Source organism: Gordonia sp. NPDC003950 (assembly GCF_053605205.1).
This window is the reverse complement of sequence record NZ_JBSGIT010000032.1, coordinates 40,151-57,650: the sequence shown is the minus strand read 5'-3', so window position 1 is coordinate 57,650 and position 17,500 is coordinate 40,151. Positions and strand designations below refer to the sequence as shown.

15 protein-coding genes are annotated in these 17,500 nt (G+C 66.8%); 9 read left to right on the top strand and 6 right to left on the bottom strand.

The genetic code is table 11. The annotated features are described in order from the left end of the window. Nucleotides 1–900, top strand: a 900-nt coding sequence (locus ACWETB_RS21890; RefSeq protein ID WP_452213627.1) for an HNH endonuclease signature motif containing protein, incomplete at its 5' end; no start/stop codon positions are given. Here the strand turns inward: ACWETB_RS21890 and ACWETB_RS21885 are convergent. From ACWETB_RS21885 to ACWETB_RS21870, 4 genes are read right to left on the bottom strand one after another with little or no spacing between them, the layout of a single operon-like run. Then, complete coding sequence (locus ACWETB_RS21885) at nucleotides 888–1,595, bottom strand: hypothetical protein (protein ID WP_452213625.1); 708 nt, start codon at nucleotides 1,593–1,595, stop codon at nucleotides 888–890. The two genes, ACWETB_RS21890 and ACWETB_RS21885, sit on opposite strands and share 13 nt — an antisense overlap. A 30-nt stretch (nucleotides 1,596–1,625) precedes the next feature. After that, nucleotides 1,626–2,303: a hypothetical protein gene (locus tag ACWETB_RS21880; protein ID WP_452213623.1), complete on the bottom strand. Its 678-nt coding sequence runs from the start codon at nucleotides 2,301–2,303 to the stop codon at nucleotides 1,626–1,628. Further along, a complete protein-coding gene (locus tag ACWETB_RS21875) occupies nucleotides 2,257–4,173 on the bottom strand; it encodes a hypothetical protein (RefSeq protein WP_452213622.1) in 1,917 nt (638 codons plus the stop codon). The genes ACWETB_RS21880 and ACWETB_RS21875 overlap by 47 nt, the downstream gene beginning before the upstream one ends. Beyond that, entirely contained in the window at nucleotides 4,170–5,525 is a 1,356-nt protein-coding gene (locus ACWETB_RS21870) for an SWIM zinc finger family protein (protein ID WP_452213620.1), read from the bottom strand. The genes ACWETB_RS21875 and ACWETB_RS21870 overlap by 4 nt, the downstream gene beginning before the upstream one ends. Before the next feature lie 275 nt (nucleotides 5,526–5,800). Here ACWETB_RS21870 and ACWETB_RS21865 point away from each other — a divergent pair, with 275 nt between their 5' ends. Together ACWETB_RS21865 and lysS are read left to right on the top strand one after the other, a co-directional pair. Then, nucleotides 5,801–6,220 (top strand): rhodanese-like domain-containing protein, encoded by a 420-nt coding sequence (locus ACWETB_RS21865; protein ID WP_449741654.1) that lies wholly within the window; start codon nucleotides 5,801–5,803, stop codon nucleotides 6,218–6,220. Nucleotides 6,221–6,295: 75 nt separating this feature from the next. Next, nucleotides 6,296–7,840, top strand: a complete 1,545-nt coding sequence (gene lysS / locus ACWETB_RS21860) for a lysine--tRNA ligase (RefSeq protein WP_452213618.1) — start codon at nucleotides 6,296–6,298, stop codon at nucleotides 7,838–7,840. A 190-nt stretch (nucleotides 7,841–8,030) separates the two neighbouring features. On the opposite strand, the gene ACWETB_RS21855 is transcribed toward lysS, so the two are convergent. Continuing rightward, a complete protein-coding gene (locus tag ACWETB_RS21855) occupies nucleotides 8,031–9,536 on the bottom strand; it encodes a bifunctional aminoglycoside phosphotransferase/ATP-binding protein (RefSeq protein ID WP_449741652.1) in 1,506 nt (501 codons plus the stop codon). 83 nt (nucleotides 9,537–9,619) lie between these two features. Here ACWETB_RS21855 and ACWETB_RS21850 point away from each other — a divergent pair, with 83 nt between their 5' ends. Beyond that, on the top strand, nucleotides 9,620–9,970 hold the full coding sequence (locus ACWETB_RS21850; RefSeq protein ID WP_449741651.1) for a DUF4259 domain-containing protein: 351 nt from the start codon (nucleotides 9,620–9,622) through the stop codon (nucleotides 9,968–9,970). 299 nt (nucleotides 9,971–10,269) lie between these two features. Here the strand turns inward: ACWETB_RS21850 and ACWETB_RS21845 are convergent, their stop codons facing one another. Then, nucleotides 10,270–11,817, bottom strand: a complete 1,548-nt coding sequence (locus ACWETB_RS21845; protein ID WP_452213615.1) for a FadD3 family acyl-CoA ligase — start codon at nucleotides 11,815–11,817, stop codon at nucleotides 10,270–10,272. A 42-nt stretch (nucleotides 11,818–11,859) separates the two neighbouring features. On the opposite strand from ACWETB_RS21845, the gene ACWETB_RS21840 reads away from it, so the two are divergent. From ACWETB_RS21840 to ACWETB_RS21820, 5 genes are all read left to right on the top strand, one after another. Next, complete coding sequence (locus tag ACWETB_RS21840) at nucleotides 11,860–13,125, top strand: acyl-CoA dehydrogenase family protein (protein ID WP_452213613.1); 1,266 nt, start codon at nucleotides 11,860–11,862, stop codon at nucleotides 13,123–13,125. After that, nucleotides 13,122–13,952, top strand: coding sequence for an SDR family oxidoreductase (locus tag ACWETB_RS21835; protein ID WP_348806565.1), 831 nt, complete (start codon nucleotides 13,122–13,124; stop codon nucleotides 13,950–13,952). The genes ACWETB_RS21840 and ACWETB_RS21835 overlap by 4 nt, the downstream gene beginning before the upstream one ends. Nucleotides 13,953–13,981: 29 nt before the next feature. Next, entirely contained in the window at nucleotides 13,982–15,139 is a 1,158-nt protein-coding gene (locus tag ACWETB_RS21830) for an acetyl-CoA C-acetyltransferase (protein ID WP_348806566.1), read from the top strand. Nucleotides 15,140–15,331: 192 nt separating this feature from the next. Next, nucleotides 15,332–16,837: an aldehyde dehydrogenase family protein gene (locus ACWETB_RS21825; RefSeq protein ID WP_348806567.1), complete on the top strand. Its 1,506-nt coding sequence runs from the start codon at nucleotides 15,332–15,334 to the stop codon at nucleotides 16,835–16,837. 61 nt (nucleotides 16,838–16,898) lie between these two features. Continuing rightward, nucleotides 16,899–17,492: a TetR/AcrR family transcriptional regulator gene (locus tag ACWETB_RS21820; protein WP_449741648.1), complete on the top strand. Its 594-nt coding sequence runs from the start codon at nucleotides 16,899–16,901 to the stop codon at nucleotides 17,490–17,492. The last annotated feature ends 8 nt before the right edge of the window (nucleotides 17,493–17,500 follow it).

Genomic DNA, 17,500 nt, shown 5'->3' with positions numbered 1-17,500 from the left:
GCCGAAATCCAAGGCCTGCCCGGCGCGTACCTGTCGTGTGAATGCGGGCGGGGTGACTGCTCGCGGGCGATCCCGTTGCCGGAAGAACCCAGTGGCCTGACCGACCGCGACATCGACCCCGACGCGGCTGATCTGTCTGTCGATGTCGATGCGGACGCCAATGCGGACGCCGACGTGACCGACGATCCCCAGTCGGACGTTGACGTCGCAGCCGCCGTGACCGATGATCCCGAGAGGATCACCGACGGCGACGCTGATTGTGCGGCAGCGGATACCGTCGAGGCGCAACCCAACACCGAATCTGACACCGACACCGAAAGTGATTCGCAGTTGTCGCTGTCGTTGATCACCGACCCGTCCGGACAGCGGGAAGCCCGGTTGGAGTACTTCGGCGTGGTGGACGACTCCCACGCCCGAACGCTGATCAATTCAGGACAGTTGGTCACCGTCAGCGAGTTTCCCACCCTGGACATACCCACCGTCAACACCGCCACCTCACTGGATCGGATACCGGCGGCGTGGCGTCGTCTCAACGATCCGTTCCCCGCAGCACCGATCGACCCGACCGGGCACGGCGGCTATCTGCTCCCGCCACCGGGTGCGTTGACATATCGGATACCGGCCTGGTTACGGGAGAAGATCATCGAATTGGATGGCACGTGCCGGTACCCGCAGTGCGGTCGGCCGGCCAGTGACTGCCAGATCGATCACGTGGTGAAGTTCGTGCACCAGGATCCGATCACCGGTGGCTGGACGGTGGAGTTCAACCTGATGCCGCTGTGCTCGCCGGACCACCAGCGAAAACACATGGGGCTGTTGATCCCCACCATGCTCGCCGATCGGGCGGTCATCTGGCGCGACCCTGTCACCGGGGAAACCATCACCACCTATCCGCGGTAGGTCTCGCGATCCCGGAGGTCGCGCAGTTCGCGTGCCTTGACCAATGCCGCGGACCGGCCATGCCGTCCGGCGATCGCGTCGAGTCCTGGCCACGTCACCGCCTCGATCGGTGCCAGGCCGCGTCGGTGAGCCTCGGCGAGAAGTGATGCGACGCCGAGAGATACGTCCAGAATCCCGTTCAGCCATCGTGGCGTCGGACCATCCATGGCGCCGGCGGCGCGCACCGATTCGGTGAGAACCGGCCACAGCGCATGCAACGTATCCGGCGACTTGTCGATGACCTTGGCGATCTTCGCCGGGCTCACGTCGGCTGAGGTGAGCATCGAGCGCATGGCCAACCGAACCGAATCCGCGCCAAAACGACCGAAGTTGATCATCCACCACACCGCGTAGGTGTCGGCGTAGGAATTGCACAGGTGGCTCAGGGCGATCGCCACCATCGACACCGTCAGCGGCGGTGCTGGATTCGGCATCATCGGCGGTGAGTCGGTCTCTGAGTCACGATTACGCCAGCGCGACAGCTCGATCCGATCGGAATCGGCATCCCAGTGCAGCCACGCCGGGCGAGACGTTGCCTCAGCGATCGGGTGCTCCACACCGGATGCCTGTCCCTCGTGCTCCAGCGGGTACAGCCAGGTGGTCGGCATCCGGAAGGTGCTGCCGGGAAACTGCGGATACGTGAGGAGCACCTTCATGGCCCGCCGGGTAGTGGTGGCGCCTTCCTCTCACACCACCGTGATGGTCGGCCGTCGTCGATGGCGGCCGGTGGCGCGATGTCGGGCGACCACACGTCGTCGACGGTATAACTGCCGAATCGATGCGGGTGCCGCAGGCTCTGGCGTTCGTGGCGAGGTGGTCACCTCCGGAAGCGTCCCGACGAGCGTTCGAGCCGCGGTCACCGCGACACCGGAACCTTTGCGAGCAGCCAACTTCCGCAATCCCGGCAGTGTGAGAGAACCGGCGGGGGCAGCACCGCCCTCGACAGCGACGCGCACCGACGGCAGCAGCGCGGCGAGGGTGTCGACGACGGCGTCGGTTCCGCTGAACACGCGTGTCGCCTCGGCGGCCACTGCGGCGAGATCGTCGAGGATCGGCCACACGACGCTGAGGACGCCGTCGTCGGCGAGATCCTTCAGGGCTCGTGCGAATGCGGCCACGTTCCGCGGCGTCTCGAACGAATCCAGGAATCGAACCTCGGCCACACCGGGCCGGAGGAGTCCCCGCGCGAACGCATCGAGAACCGCCTGGTGGGCTTCGGCTGCAGCGCGCGGATGCGGATCACGTTGTGCGCCGAGCATATTGATGGATGCGCCCGGTGGTAGAGGCGAACCACGACGGGCAAGCTGGCGCAGGATCTCACCTTGACCGGGGTCGGCCTCGTAGTCCCACCCGACCGAACCCATCGCCGCGTCGCCCCACGTCGGAAACTCCCAGAAGTTCCGTGAATAGCTGTATCGATCGCCGAAGCGCCCATAAAGATCGGTCAACGCGGCCGGTACATGTACATTGCCCGGATGCCAGCGGCCCTGCTGCATCACCATCGCGGGCTCGGGGATCGGCTCGTCGACGTACGCACCGACGATGTCGCCGGCAGACCGCGAGTTGCGTTTCCCGCGATGATCGACGACAGCAATGCCGCACCCCCGCAGGTCCGCCGCGAGCTCCGAGGTCACCGTCGCAAGATCCAGGCGAGTCAGCGCCAACGCCAGGTCTTCCTCGGACGCCGGAACACCATGCTGCGCATAGCTGTGCATTCGGTTCTGCCGCATCGATGCGGAGGTCATCCCAACTCGGTTGCGACAGGACGCATGAAATCTCGCCGAGCCGGCACACCACCGCATAGTCGCGGGCCTGGGTGAAGCCGTAGGGCTGGTAGGCCTTTCGCGGCAGTTGCCCCTGTCGCCACTCGCTGATCCACGCGAGACCGGAGCGTTCGGAATCCCGTACCCCGCGAACGGCGGTGCGTGTGGCAGCGATGTCGTCGCGTGCGCAGGAAACCGCCAACGAGAGGAACCGTTCCAGGTCGACACAGGCGAAATCATGCTCGGCCGAATCCATCAGTGGACGTATCGATTCGGTCAGATGATCCGGCGTCGCAGGTCCCGCATCGAAACGGGGGACCGCCCACACCTCGGGTGTCGGGGTCCACGCAACGATGTCGGCCGGAGCGTCGGCGACGCCGACCGACATCTCCCACGCCTGTGTTAGCGCCGCAAGGGATTTCACGTCGGCCGGCGAGGTGGCGACCTCGGCCAGTGTCGCGGATACCTCCGTGACCGTCGCGTCGGCGGGTCGGCTCCGGCACGCAAGGGCGTCGAAGATCCGGGTGCGAAGACGACGGGCCTTCACGCCGGGCACGGTGGCGGCCACGAGGTCGGCGAGTAGTTCGTCAGGCCCACCGGTGAACAGCGGCAGTCCGAGTCGCTCGATGACCTCCGGTGTTCCGGTCGCCAAGGCCGGTATCCACTGCTCGGCGCGGTCGGTGATCTCGTCGACGCTCATCGCAAGCTCGGTGGTGAGGAACTGTGCCCACGCCGCGCGATCACCGGGGCGACGCGCGGCATCGAGGCCGACGACGGCCAGATCGAGCATCTCGTCCCGGTCGACGAGACCGCGCGAGACTCCGGCGTGCAGGGCCGGACGCAACGGTCCCGTCATCGGTGCGCCGACCGCCACCGCCGCGCGGGCGTGTTCGGCGAAGCGGGTGACGATGTGATCGGCGGTGACGAGAGTCGCACCCGATCGGGTGAACCCCGCGGTGCCGCAGTCCAGCGCCGCGTCGGCGTAGGCCGCCCAATCGATGAGGTAATCGACGTTGTCCGGCACCGGAAGTTCGAGATCGAGGACCAGCCGCAGGGCGACGTCCGCGAACACGGTCGGCTGATGCGTCATGGCGCGCCGTGAGCTCGTGCAGACCCGGGCGATGAATTGTGTTGCGTAGGCCGTCCCACGTTCGGAGATCACCTGGAGCAGTGCGGCGCGCGGCGCCTCGATCGGCACGATGGACGCCGCCCGCCGGGCGTCGACCCCCACCCGGATGGCGAAGATCGAGAGGCGATTCAGGTCGGCATGGTCCACCTTGCTGATCCAGGTCCACACGCCGGAGTCGTCCTGGGCATACACCTGCAACGGCCCGGTCGCCAATCCGGTACGGGCACGGCGTCTCTGGTCGTCGGTACCGATATCGGCGGTGGCCAACCGGTCATACGGCAGGTCGGGCCAACCGAGTTCGGTGAAGATCGACACCGCGTCCTCACGGGATTGCGCGGTCACGGCCGGCCTCCTTGTGTCGGGTCATCGGGGCTCATTCCGGCGGCGATCCGCGCAGCAACCACATGTTTGCACGGACCTCGATCACCGCCGTGGCGCAGATACCAGGTACAGGTGCACCGAGATTGCGCGACAGCTGGGTTCAGGTGGACCCGGTACTCGGACACCGTCCACACATCGTCGTGTTCGTGGGTGACCGCATGCTCGGCGACGAGCTTCCGCGCCGCCCGCAACCGCGGATTGTCGCGCTCGATTCGGTTCGGATCGTCGGGCAGTTCACGATGAAACCACCTGTCTTCGTGGGCATCCCAACCGACACGCCCCGAAGCAGCAAGAACGGCGAGCGCGCCGGCTGTGCGATCGGCACCGATGTCGGCCTCACGTGCCAGGCGGGCGACGTCGATGACCGGGTCGAACGCCAGCAGAACCGAGAGCATTGCGGCATCGTCGAGTACCTGATCGCCGGACAATGCCGCCAGCAACGATCCCTCACCGGAGAACCCGCGCCACGGCTCACTGGTCAGCCCGAGCGTGAGCCGCGCACCGGGCAACGCCACCTCGAACACCGAGGGTGCACCGTCGCCACCGTCACTGACGATCGCTCGATAAGCCGTCAGTCCATCGACGTGAATCATCAAGCGCCGCAACACATCGAGCCGATTGATTCCATGGACGGAGACACCGTCGGACACCTCCCGGCGACTTAGACGGGCGCCGGTACGGTCGGCGACCACCCATCCCCGTTCGGCTCTTGCCGTCGCATGCGGCAGCGTTGCGATGAATCGTCGTGCCCGGGTGCGGTCGAGTGTGAACACCGGCTGCGCGCCGTGATGGAGGTGAGCGGCGTTGCCCAGGGCGCGGACCCACCGATCGGGCATGTCCACCGGACGTTCGACGGCCATGGCCGCCATCGTCGACGCGCGCAGCCCGCCCGCACCGACGTCGAGGTGCAGGAGGTCGGTGCGCCGTACACGGCCCAGGGCGGTGCGGGTCGGCAGGTTGATGTCGACGTTGGTGGTGCCGGTTCCGATCTCGCCGCCGTCGAGCCCCGAGCCCAGGACGTCGAGTCGGGCGTACACGCCGTTGCATGCGGAGAACACCTCGGCGCGCAGCCGGTCGCGATTCGCGGTGAGGACCGGATCGCGCTGACTGGCCGGGGTGAACTGGAAGTAGCGGGTGCCGGTGACGTCGGCGAGGGCCAGCAGTCCCTGGGCGACGACGACCGGATGGGTGGCGAATCCGTGGAAGAAGCTCGGGTCGGTGTCGAGGCCGCCGGGAACCCGGGCCGGTGCGAGGGCCAGCGCCAGCCGGTCCGCCTCGAGCGTGGACGCCCCCACGAACATGCGCTCACTCATCGCCCCGCACCATATCGGACCGGCGAGGGACCACCGCGCGGCGTCATTCACGGGAACGCCGAGCGACAGCTCCCCGCCGCGACTTTCACCCACCCCGAGCAAGAAACCCCATCGCCTCTGGTCCCGACGCCGCAACTGTGGCACACTTGTCGCCGTGATCAAGAGCTGTCAGGAGTGTTGTCAGGGCTGAGCCCGCGTCGTCGTTTCTTCACGACACAGCGGTGGCCCCTCGCCAACCCTCCCGCTCGTTTCGATCACTTTCGAGGTTTCCTCCCATGACCGCATCGGTCCAGCTTCTCGCACCGGTTTCTGCTCCCACCCCCAGCGCTCCGCTGTCGTTGCGCATCGCCGACTACCGCAACGCGCTCGCCGCCGGTGCCACCCCGATTGACGTGCGCAGTCAGCGCAAACGCCAGGCCGACGGCGCGCTGCTCGGCGCGATCGCCGTCGACGCCGCCGAGGCGATCGACCTGCTCACCCCCGGCTCGCCGACCGCCCTGCGTATCGCCGCCGGTGATGCCCGCTGGATTCTCGTCTCCGACGACGGCCACGAAGCCGAGTGGCTGGCGTGGCATCTGCAGGCCCGCGGCGTCACCGGGGCGGTGTTCGTGATCGGCGGATATCGCGGTCTGCGTCGCGCCGGGATCAACGGGCAGATCAGCCAGGGTGAGCTCGACGTTTTCTCCGCGCACTGATCGCGCACGCCGGCCGGCTGTGGCGCAGGCGACGCAACTTGGCCGACGCCCCGACCACCGAATACCCTCACGTGCGTGAGTGACGCCCAGACATCCCAGGCCCCCGCCTCGTCGGCCGACGACCAGACTCCCGAGCAGCTGCGTATCCGCCGGGAGAAGCGGGAGCGGATTCTCGGAGAAGGACGCGACGCCTACCCGGTGTCGATTCCGCGCACCCACAGCCTCGCCGAGATCCGCGCGACGTACCCCGACCTGGAGGCCGGCACCGAAACCGGTGCGATCGTCGGCGTGGCCGGGCGCATCATCTTCCTCCGCAACAAGGGCAAGCTGTGCTTCGCGACGCTGCAGGAGGGCGATGGGACGCAACTGCAGGCGATGATCTCCTTCAACGGTGTCGGCGAGGATTCGCTGGCCCGGTGGAAGGCCGAAACCGATCTCGGCGACATCGTCTTCGTCCACGGCGAGGTGATCAGCTCCCGCACCGGCGAGTTGTCGGTGATGGCCGACTCCTGGGAGATGGCGTCCAAGGCGCTGCGTCCGCTGCCCGTCGCGCACAAGGACATGAACGAGGAGACCCGCGTCCGGCAACGCTACGTCGACCTCATCATGCGTCCCGAGGCCCGGCAGATCGCCCGCACCCGCATCGCGGTGATCTCCGAACTGCGCAAGGCCCTCGACCGCCGTGACTTCCTCGAGGTCGAGACCCCGATGCTGCAGACCTTGCACGGCGGTGCCGCGGCGCGCCCGTTCACCACGCGCTCCAACGCCTTCGACATCGACCTGTTCCTGCGGATCGCGCCGGAACTGTTCCTCAAGCGTTGCATCGTCGGCGGAATCGAGCGGGTCTTCGAGATCAACCGCAACTTCCGCAATGAGGGCGCCGACTCCACCCACTCGCCGGAATTCGCGATGCTGGAGACCTATCAGGCCTACGGCACCTACGACGATGCCGCGGTGATGACCCGCGAACTCGTGCAGGAAGTGGCGCAGGGCGCGCTCGGCACGCTCACCCCGACGATGTCCGACGGCTCGGTCTACGACCTGTCCGGTGAGTGGACCTCACTGTCGATGTACCCATCGCTGTCGGAGGCCCTCGGCGAACAGATCGTGCCGATGAGTGACTCCGGCGGCACCACCGTCGATGAACTGCTCGCCATCGCCGCGCGTGTCGGCCTGGAGATCCCCAAGGACAAGGGCTACGGGCACGGCAAGCTCGTCGAAGAACTGTGGGAACACATGGTGGGCCAACATCTTTCGCGGCCTGTCTTCGTGCGGGACTTCCCGGTCGAGACCTCGCCGCTGGTGCGCGCCCACCGCAGCACCCCCGGCGTGGTGGAGAAGTGGGACCTCTACGTCCGCGGCTTCGAATTGGCCACCGGCTACTCCGAACTCGTCGACCCGATCATCCAGCGGGAACGTTTCGTCGACCAGGCCCGCCTCGCCGCTGCCGGCGACGACGAGGCGATGGTCCTCGACGAAGAGTTCTTGGCCGCAATGGAATACGGCATGCCGCCGACCGCCGGTACCGGCATGGGCATCGACCGGCTGCTGATGGCGCTCACCGGTCTCGGCATTCGCGAGACCATCCTGTTCCCGTTGGTGAAGCCGCTGCGGGACTGAGCCTGCGAGAGCAGTTCAGAATCTGCTCAGCAGCCGTCGGGCGGTGAACGCTGTTCCGCCGATGCCGAAGGCGATCCCGAACACCGACCCGATCGCGATCGCCGCCGATCGCAGCGTCCCCATCGAATCTGTCCGTTTCGACCCTGCCCGTCCGTTGCCCGACCCACCCGATTGGTTGTGTCACACCCATTCACCGCGACGCAAGTACGCCGCGTACCGCGTCGACCGAATCACCGACCGCGTCGACGCGGTGCCACCGCTCGTCCGGTGTCTCCAAGGTCCGGGTTTGTCGCCGCGCCACGTCGGCAGTGGCGTCGGATGCATCCGGACCGCGATGCTCGATGCGTGAGATACGTTCGCTTTCGGGGAGTTCCAGCCATACTCCGGTGAATGCGCAGCCCGCGTGCTCGGCCACATCGGCGATGACACCGGACTGCGAGCGCCGCCCGAACACCGCATCGGCGATGACGCTCATCCCGTTCGCCAGGTCAAGGCCCGCCAGCCGAAATACCTCGGTGTAGACGCCGGCCCGTGCCTCGTCGGTGTAGGCCGAGCGGGGCAGCGGCTCATCGACGGTCACCCCGGCGAGCCGTTTGCGGAGTACGTCGGTGCGCAGAATCCTCGCACCAGGGGCCGGTGCGAGGTCACCGCCGATGGCCCGCGCCACTGTCGACTTTCCGGTACCCGACCCGCCGCCGATCGCGACGAGCCGCGGCGCGACGGGCTCGGTAAAGCCCAGCGCCAGCGAAAGATACGAGTTGGCCCGATCGGCGGCACCCTCGGCCGCGGCGACATGCGCACGAACCGTCGCCCGCACGCCGAGGATCAACGGCAACAGTGCGAAGCCGACCTCATCGTCGGTGGAGAGATCGAGGTAGGCGTTGATGACGACGTTGGCCTCATGCCGTAACCCGCGGGCCCACAGGTCCATCACCAGGAAGCCGATGTCGTAGAGCACGTCGGTGGTGGCCATCTCGGCGTCGAACTCCAGGCAGTCGAACGGAATCGGCTCGCCGTCGACAACGGCGATGTTGCCCAGATGCAGATCACCATGACCGTGCCGGACGCGCCCGGCCCGTGCGCGAGCGTCCATCAGGTCGGCGTGCGCGGTGATCATGGCGGTCAAACGATCGGTGAGTTGTTGTGCCAGTGCGGGTTCGAGGATCTCAGGAAACGCCGACATACTCGCCAGATTCCCGTCCACGACCTCCTTCAATCGGGCCGCGCCGTGCGGATCGTCGGACACCTGTGCGTCGCGGTGCATGTCGACGACGCGTGCGGCGAGGTTCTGCAGCAGGCGGTCATCGAGGGCTCCGGCGTCGGCCTGCCGGCTGAGCAGGGCATCGTCTGCGAAACGCGTCATCTCGAGAACCCAGTCGACGGTCTCACCGGGCCCATCCAGTGACGCCGATCCGTCGTCGGCGCGCCGCAGTGCGTGCAGTCCGAGGTAGATGTCGGGAGCGGTGCGGCGATTGAGGTCGAGTTCGGCGGCGAGGGCGTCGTGTCGCAGGTCGGAGGTGGAGAAGTCGAAGTAGCGCAACCGAACCGGCCGCTTGAGCTTCCATGCGCGATCGCCGTTGAGCAGGATGGTCGCGCCGTGCGTGTCGATACGGGTGGTGGGCGCAGCGGGGTCGAGGGCACCGGTCTGGGCCAGCAGGTCGGTGCTCTGGGTCTCACGGGTCCGCGCGGAAGTCACGCGTCAAGCACATCACAGGTGGGGGAGGTCGGCTAGATGACGCGTAAGGGCTCGGCCAACGCTCATTGGTAGCGTCGCTACTCATGGGGACGTGGGCTGCTGGACCGTTCGGCAACGATAAGGCGCTCGACTTCGTCGGTGACGTGGTGGACCAGCTGACCGAGCCGATCGCCGAGTTCCTGGAGTCGCCGTCGATCGCCGAGACCTTCGACGAAGCGTTCGGTGCCCTGGCCCTGCTCAACGAGGTGATGGAACGCACGCCCGTTCGGCCGTGGGGTAGTGACGGTCCGTCGGCCGGTGATCTCCGCGTGGCGTTTCTGCGGTGCTATGACGACCAGATCGGTGAGATGGGTGCGGGCGAGGAGTTCCCGGCCGATCAGCGGGCTGCGCTGGTCGCCGAGCTCGACCGGTATGCCGGGCTGATTGGCGAATGACTGAAGTCGTCCCCGTCAGCGGTTCTCACCGGAAGTATCCGGTGAGGTCGCCTCACCGGGACGTTTGTGGGCATTCCTCGTCGGCACCCCCGCTCGCCGCAACTCCAGTGTGAGGCATGCGAGATACGCACGGGCATAAGGGATCAATCCCGGCTCCATCGAGCAACGCCTCGCTGTCCGACACGCCAAAAGTGGGGGAGGAATCTTCTTCCCCCACCCTTTGCTTCATTCCCCAACAGTTTCTTGCCGACGAAACGATCTTCGGGGGAGGAAACGTTCTTCCCCCACTTCCGGCCCGCTCACGTCAACTCCCGTTTGAGGATCTTTCCCGCGGCGTTCCGCGGAAACGCGTCGACGAACACCACCGAGCGCGGCACCTTGAAGTTCGCGAGATGCTCACGCGCATAGGCGATCACATGGTCCTCGTCGAGGTCGGCGTCATCGCCTACGGTGAGATAGGCCCGCCCCACCTCGCCGAGACGCTCGTCGGGCACCCCGATCACCGCGGATTCGGTCACCCCGTCGAGTCGGGCGAGGGTCTGCTCGATCTCGGCGGGATAGACGTTGAAGCCGCCGCAGATGTACATGTCCTTCAGGCGATCGGTGATCGTGAGGTTGCCGCGCCCATCGATGGTGCCGATGTCGCCGGTGTGCAACCAGCCGTCGGCGTCGATGGTCTCGGTAGTGGCCTGCTCGTCGTCGAGGTAGCCGCGCATCACCATCTTCCCGCGGGCGAGGACCTCGCCCTGATCCGATAGTGCGATCTCCATACCCGCAAACGCCCGGCCGCAGGTATTCGCAACCGTCTCGTCGTCGTCATCGGGGGTGCAGGTCGAGACGAATCCGCTGGCCTCGGTGAGGCCGTACGCGGTGATGACGGTGTCGACGCCGAGATCGGCCTGGATCCGTTCGATCAGGACGACCGGCACGATGGCCGCACCGGTCACCACCAGCCGCAGCGACGAGAGGTCGAGGCCGTCGCGGGCAGGATCATCGAGGATGGTCTGGAAGATCGTCGGTGCCCCGGGGAACACGGTGATGCGATGGGCGGCAATCCGGTTCATCGCCTCGCTCGGTGAGTAGACGGCCAGCGGATACATGGTCGAGCCGAACAGGGTGCACGGCAGGATGCCGGCCTTGTAGCCGAAGGTGTGGAAGTACGGGTTGACCATCAGATAGCGGTCATCGGGGGAGAGCCGGCCGTTGGCACCCCAGGCATGTGAGCCGGCGAGAGTCTGCTGATGTTCCGCCAGAACACCTTTCGACTTTCCGGTCGTACCCGAGGTGAACAGAACGTCGGAGATGTCGTCGGGCGCAACCGCTTCGGCCCGGTGTTGTGCCTCCGCCCGGGTCTCGTCGGTGGCGCGGGCCAGGAAGGCGTCCCAGTCCAGAACTCTGTCGAGGGGTTCAGCGCCGGCCGAGAGCGGAATCCGCACGACCACCTGGGGAAGCGCGGCAGCGTGGTCCCGGATCAGGTCCGCGGCGTGATCCGCCCCGAGGAACTCGCCGGACACGAAGACCGCCTGCGCATCGGACCGTTCGATGACGTCGATCGCCTCACCCGCGGTATAGCGCGTGTTCAACGGAACCAGCACCGCGCCCGCGTGATGGACGCCGAGTGCGGCGACCGGCCAGTGATGACTGTTGGGTGACCACAGTGCCACCCGGTCGCCGGGCCGGATGCGCGACGCGATCAGTGCGGCGGCGACGTCGATGACCCGCTCCCGCAATTGTGCCCACGTGAGCGCGACGGGCGTGCTCCACTGGGTGTCGACCAGGGCCGGACGATCCGGCCACGACGTGGCGGCCCGCGTCAGCGCGGCGGGGGTCGTCGAGACGCTCTCCATGCTCCCAACCTAGCACTTGCTTGGTGGGCTATGCTAGCGATCATGACCTCAATCAATCTGGCAGACAGATCTCTGGATCTGGGCGAATGGGCAGCTCAGACGCCCGACGCCACCAGGATCTTCGCCAAGGCGGTCCGCGACTGGCTGGCCGAGAACCTCGTCGGCGACTTCGCCGACCTCCGGGGCCGCGGCGGGCCGGGCAGCGAGCACGAGTTCTTCGCAGAGCGACTCGAATGGGACCGGCACCTCGCTCGCGCCGGCTGGACCTGCCTGGGCTGGCCGACCCGCCACGGCGGTCGCGGCGCCACCCTCGAGCAGCGGATCATCTTCCATCAGGAGTACGCCCGAGCCAACGCGCCCGCCCGCGTCAATCACCTCGGCGAGGAACTCCTCGGCCCGACACTGATCGAATACGGAACTCCCGAGCAGCAGCAGCGTCTCCTGCCTGGCATCGTCGACGTCACCGAGCTCTGGGCGCAGGGATACTCCGAGCCGGGCGCCGGATCGGACCTCGCGGGCGTGTCGACGTCGGCGCGACTCGACGACGACGGCCGCTGGCATCTCAACGGCCAGAAGATCTGGACCTCCCTCGCCCACGTCGCACAGTGGGTCTTCGTCATCGCGCGCAGCGAACCCGGCTCCAGTCGGCACCATGGACTGAGCTTCCTGCTGGTCCCCCTCGACCAACAGGGGATCACGGTCCGGCCCATCCAACAACTCACCGGCACATCGGAATTCAACGAGGTCTTCTTCGACGACGCCGTCACCGACGCCGATCTCATCGTCGGCGAGCCCGGCCAGGGTTGGTCGGTCGCGATGGGACTTCTGCAGTTCGAACGCGGCGTGTCCACGCTCGGTCAACAGGTGGGCTTCGCCCGCGAGCTCGACTCCATCACCGAGATCGCCCGCACCAACGGCGCCATCGATAATCCGGAGATCGCCACCCGAGTGGTCCGCGCCGACATCGGCCTGAAGGTGATGCGTGCCCACGCGCAACGCACCCTCGACGGTGACGTCGTCTCCCAGGCGGGTGCGGCGTCGGTGGCAAAACTGTTGTGGGCCAATTGGCATCGCGATCTCGGTGCACTCGGCATGGACGTTCTCGGTGCACCGTCGCTCATCGGACCCGGCGCCACCGTCGAAGGCCGACCCAACGACATCACCGACCCCGAACACGTCGAACTCGACGAATGGCAACGACTGTTCCTGTTCACCCGCGCCGACACCATCTACGGCGGGTCGAATGAGGTGCAGCGCAACATCATAGCCGAGCGAGTCCTCGGCCTACCGCGGGAGGCACGCGCATGACTGTATCCGACACCCAGGCCGACCAGACCGGCCGATCGTCACTGGCCGATCCGCCGGCGGAGACGCCCGGGCACGGACTCCTGTTGGGCCGCAAGGTGGTTGTCACCGCGGCCGCCGGAACCGGCATCGGTTTCGCCACCGCCCGCCGCGCACTACTCGAGGGTGCCGACGTCCTCATCTCCGACTGGCACGAACGTCGCCTCGCCGAGGCGCACGACGCACTCGCCGCGGAGTTCGCCGACCAGACCGTCACCCAAGCGCCGTGCGATGTCTCCGACACCGACCAGGTGGACGCGCTGATCACCCGCGCCGCAGACGAACTCGGCCGGGTCGACGTCCTGGTCAACAATGCCGGTCTCGGTGGTGAGACGCCGGTCGCCGACATGACCGACGACCAATGGGATCGTGTCCTCGACATCACCCTCAACGGCACCTTCCGTGCCACCCGCGCCGCACTGCGCTACTTCCGCGCCGTCGAACACGGCGGCGTGATCGTCAACAACGCCTCCGTCCTCGGGTGGCGCGCCCAGCGCGGCCAGGCCCACTACGCCGCGGCCAAGGCCGGGGTGATGGCACTGACCCGTTGTGCCGCAGTCGAAGCCGCCGACTTCGGGGTGCGCATCAACGCCGTCGCCCCGTCTATCGCCAAGCACCCGTTCCTGGCGAAGGTCACCAGTGACGACCTTCTCGACGAACTCGCCTCCCGCGAGGCCTACGGCCGCGCCGCGGAGGTCTGGGAGGTCGCGGCCACCATCGCGATGCTCGCCAGCGACTACACCACGTACCTGACCGGCGAGGTGGTCTCCATCTCCAGCCAACGCGCCTGAGCGCAACCAGAACCGAACCAGGAGAACAGATGTCCGCACCACAGGCCTACATCGTCGACGCCCTCCGCACCCCGGTCGGCAGACGCAATGGCGCCCTCGCCAAGACCCATCCCGCCGACCTCGGTGCGCATGTGATCACCGCGATCCTCGATCGCACCGGCATCGACCCGATGATCGTCGACGATGTGGTGTTCGGCTGCGTCGATGCGATCGGCCCGCAGGCCGGCAACATCGCGCGCACCGCATGGCTCGCCGCCGGTGGACCACTGGCCATTCCGGGGACAACCGTCGACCGCCAATGCGGTTCCAGCCAGCAGGCGATCCACTTCGCCGCGCAGGGCGTGATGAGCGGCACCCAGGACGTCGTCCTCGCCGGTGGTGTCCAGAACATGAGCGCCATCCCCATCAGCCAGGCCATGATCGCCGGGCAGGAGTTCGGATTCACCACGCCCACAGCCGAATCCGCGGGCTGGCGGGAGCGCTTCGGGGATGCCGAGATCTCCCAGTTCGCCGGCGCCGACGCGATCGCGTCCAAGTGGGACATCAGCCGCGAGGACATGGAGGCGTGGGCGCTGCAATCGCATCAGCGCGCCAAGACGGCCATCGCCGAAGGCCGTTTCGACAAGGAGAACGTGCCGCTCGGCGACTGTGTCGTCGACGAATGCCCGCGCGAGACCTCACTGGAGAAGATGGCCGGTCTGGCGCCCCTCGCCGAGGGGTCACGGCTCACCGCTGCCGTCGCGTCACAGATCTCCGACGGCGCGTCGGCGGCGCTCGTCGTCTCCGAACGGGCACTGAAAGAGTACGGACTCACCCCGCGGGCGCGGATCCATCACCTGTCGGTGCGCGGCGACGACCCGGTGATGATGCTCTCGGCTCCTATCCCGGCCACCGCCTACGCGCTGGCGAAGACCGGGCTGAGCATCGACGACATCGACGTCATCGAGATCAACGAGGCCTTCGCGTCGGTGGTGCTGGCCTGGCTCAAGGAGACCGGTGCCGATCCGGCGAAGGTCAATCCGAACGGCGGCGCCATCGCCCTGGGCCACCCGCTCGGCGCGACCGGCGCCAAGCTGTTCGCCACACTGCTCAACGAACTCGAACGCACCGGCGGTCGCTACGGACTGGAGACCATGTGCGAGGGCGGCGGCACGGCGAACGTCACGATCATCGAGAGGCTCGGCTGACACTGACAGCGTCGTCGTCAACGGGGAGGCGAGCGCTGTCAACGCTGGTGAGGGCGCCGTCGAACCATCTGAGAACATCTGTAGTCACATGCCTGTGATGTGTCGCATACTATGGTGGAACGAATGGGCGTGAACGTCTCAGCGGTGCCCGCCGCGAGCGTCGCCTGATGATCGACCAATCTGGAGGCGGCGATGACCAAACCTGCTGACGTGTCCACCAAGATCGAGGGGAACGTCTCCTCGGAGGCGCACTCGATGACCGAACTGCTGGAGATCCAGCGAGCCGCGTTCCTGCGCGACGGCATTCCGGATGCGAACACCCGCATCGATCGGATCACCCGACTGACCGCCCTGCTGCTCGACCACGGTGACGAGATCGCCGAGGCGCTGACCGTCGACTTCGGGTCGCGACCCAAGGAACTCAGCATCGCCTCCGATGTCGCGGGTTGCATGATCGACCTTGCCCATCAGCGTCGCGGGGTCAAGGAATGGATGGCCGAGTCGCCGTCGGCAAAGGTCCAGGGCCTGATGGGCTTCAAGCAGCGCGTCCGTCACGACCCGCTCGGTGTCGTCGGCATCATGGGGCCGTGGAACTTCCCGTTGCAGCTCACCTTCGTGCCCGCGGGATCGGCCTTCGCCGCCGGTAACCGCGTCCTGATGCGCCCGTCGTCGATCACCGCCCGCACCACCGCGGTGATCGCCAAGTACGCACCCGACTACTTCTCCATCGAGGAACTCGCCGTCATCACGCCCAAGCATGGGTCGGGTTCGGATTTCGCGAAGCTCACTGTCGACCACATGTTCTTCACCGGTTCGCCCGACGTCGGCAAGTCCGTCGCGCAGGAAGCCGCCAAGAACCTGGTGCCGGTCACCCTTGAACTCGGTGGCAAGAACCCGGCTGTCGTCGACGTCTCGGCCGACATCGACAAGGCCGCGAAGATGCTCGCCGATGCCCGCATGGTCAACGGCGGCCAGGTCTGCCTCTGCCCCGATTACGTCTTCGTCCCGGAGGCCAAACTCGGCGAGTTCACCGACAAGGTGATGGCCCGTTGGACCGCGAATTTCGCGACCATCTACGACAATCCGCAGTACACCTCCACGATCAACCAGAAGAACTACGACCGCATCGTCGACCTGATCGACGACGCCGTCTCGCTGGGCGCGGAAAAGCGTCAGGTGATCCCCGGTGGCGAGCCGCTGCCGTCGGCCGAGCGTCGCAAGATCCCGCCGACCCTGCTCACCGGGGTGAAGGCCGGCATGAAGATCGCCGACGACGAGGTCTTCGGTCCGGTCCTGTCGGTGTACCCGTACCGCGACCTGACCGAGGCCATCAACCACATCGCGAGCAACCCGCATCCGCTGACGATGTACTGGTGTGGCGACGACAACGACAACCTCAAGCGTCTCGCCGACAACACCCGCTCGGGGTCGATCAACGGCAACGACTTCGCCCTGCACATGTTCGGGGCGGAACTGCCGTTCGGTGGCGTCGGCCGCAGCGGCATGGGTGCCTACCACGGCAAGACCGGCTTCGACACGTTCAGTCACGCACGCGCCGTGGCATATTCGTCGATGCCGTTCACCGTGGCCGAGATGATGTCGCCGCCGTTCCTGCCGCGTGACACCAAGATGGGCAACGCACAGATGAAGCTGTGGGGCTTCTTCAACAAGCGTGCGCAGAAGAAGGTGCGTAAGTAGCGCCGGATCGCCGAAACCGACTGGGCCACCCCCATACCCAAGCGCTTGCTAGGGTATGGGGGTGGCGCCACGTAACGGTACTTCCCGTCGCGACGAACTGCTGACGACCGCGAGTGCGATGTTCGCCGAGCAGGGACTTCGCTCGACCACGGTTCGCGACATCGCCGACGCCGCCGGCATCCTGTCGGGCAGTCTGTATCACCATTTCGACTCCAAGGAATCGATGGTCGACGAGATCCTGCGCGGCTTCCTCGATTCGTTGTTCGGTCGGTACCAGCAGATCGCCGACGCCGGACTCTCGGCCGCCGACACCCTCCGGCAATTCGTGATCGCCTCCTTCGAGTCGATCGACGCCGACCACAACGCCGTCGCGATCTATCAGGACGAGGCCAAACGGCTTGCGCCACAAGATCGTTTCGCCTACATCCGAGAACGCAACACCGAGTTCCGGACCCTGTGGCATGCGGTGCTGACCCGTGGTGTCGCCGACGGCGAGTTCCGCTCCGACCTTGACGTCGAACTCGTCTACCGCTTCCTGCGTGACACCGTGTGGGTGGCGGTGCGGTGGTATCGCCCGGGCGGCAGCATGGGTGTCGAGCAGATCGCCGATCAGTACCTGTCGGTCGTGCTCGACGGGATCCTGCCGCGCACCTGAGCAAGGGA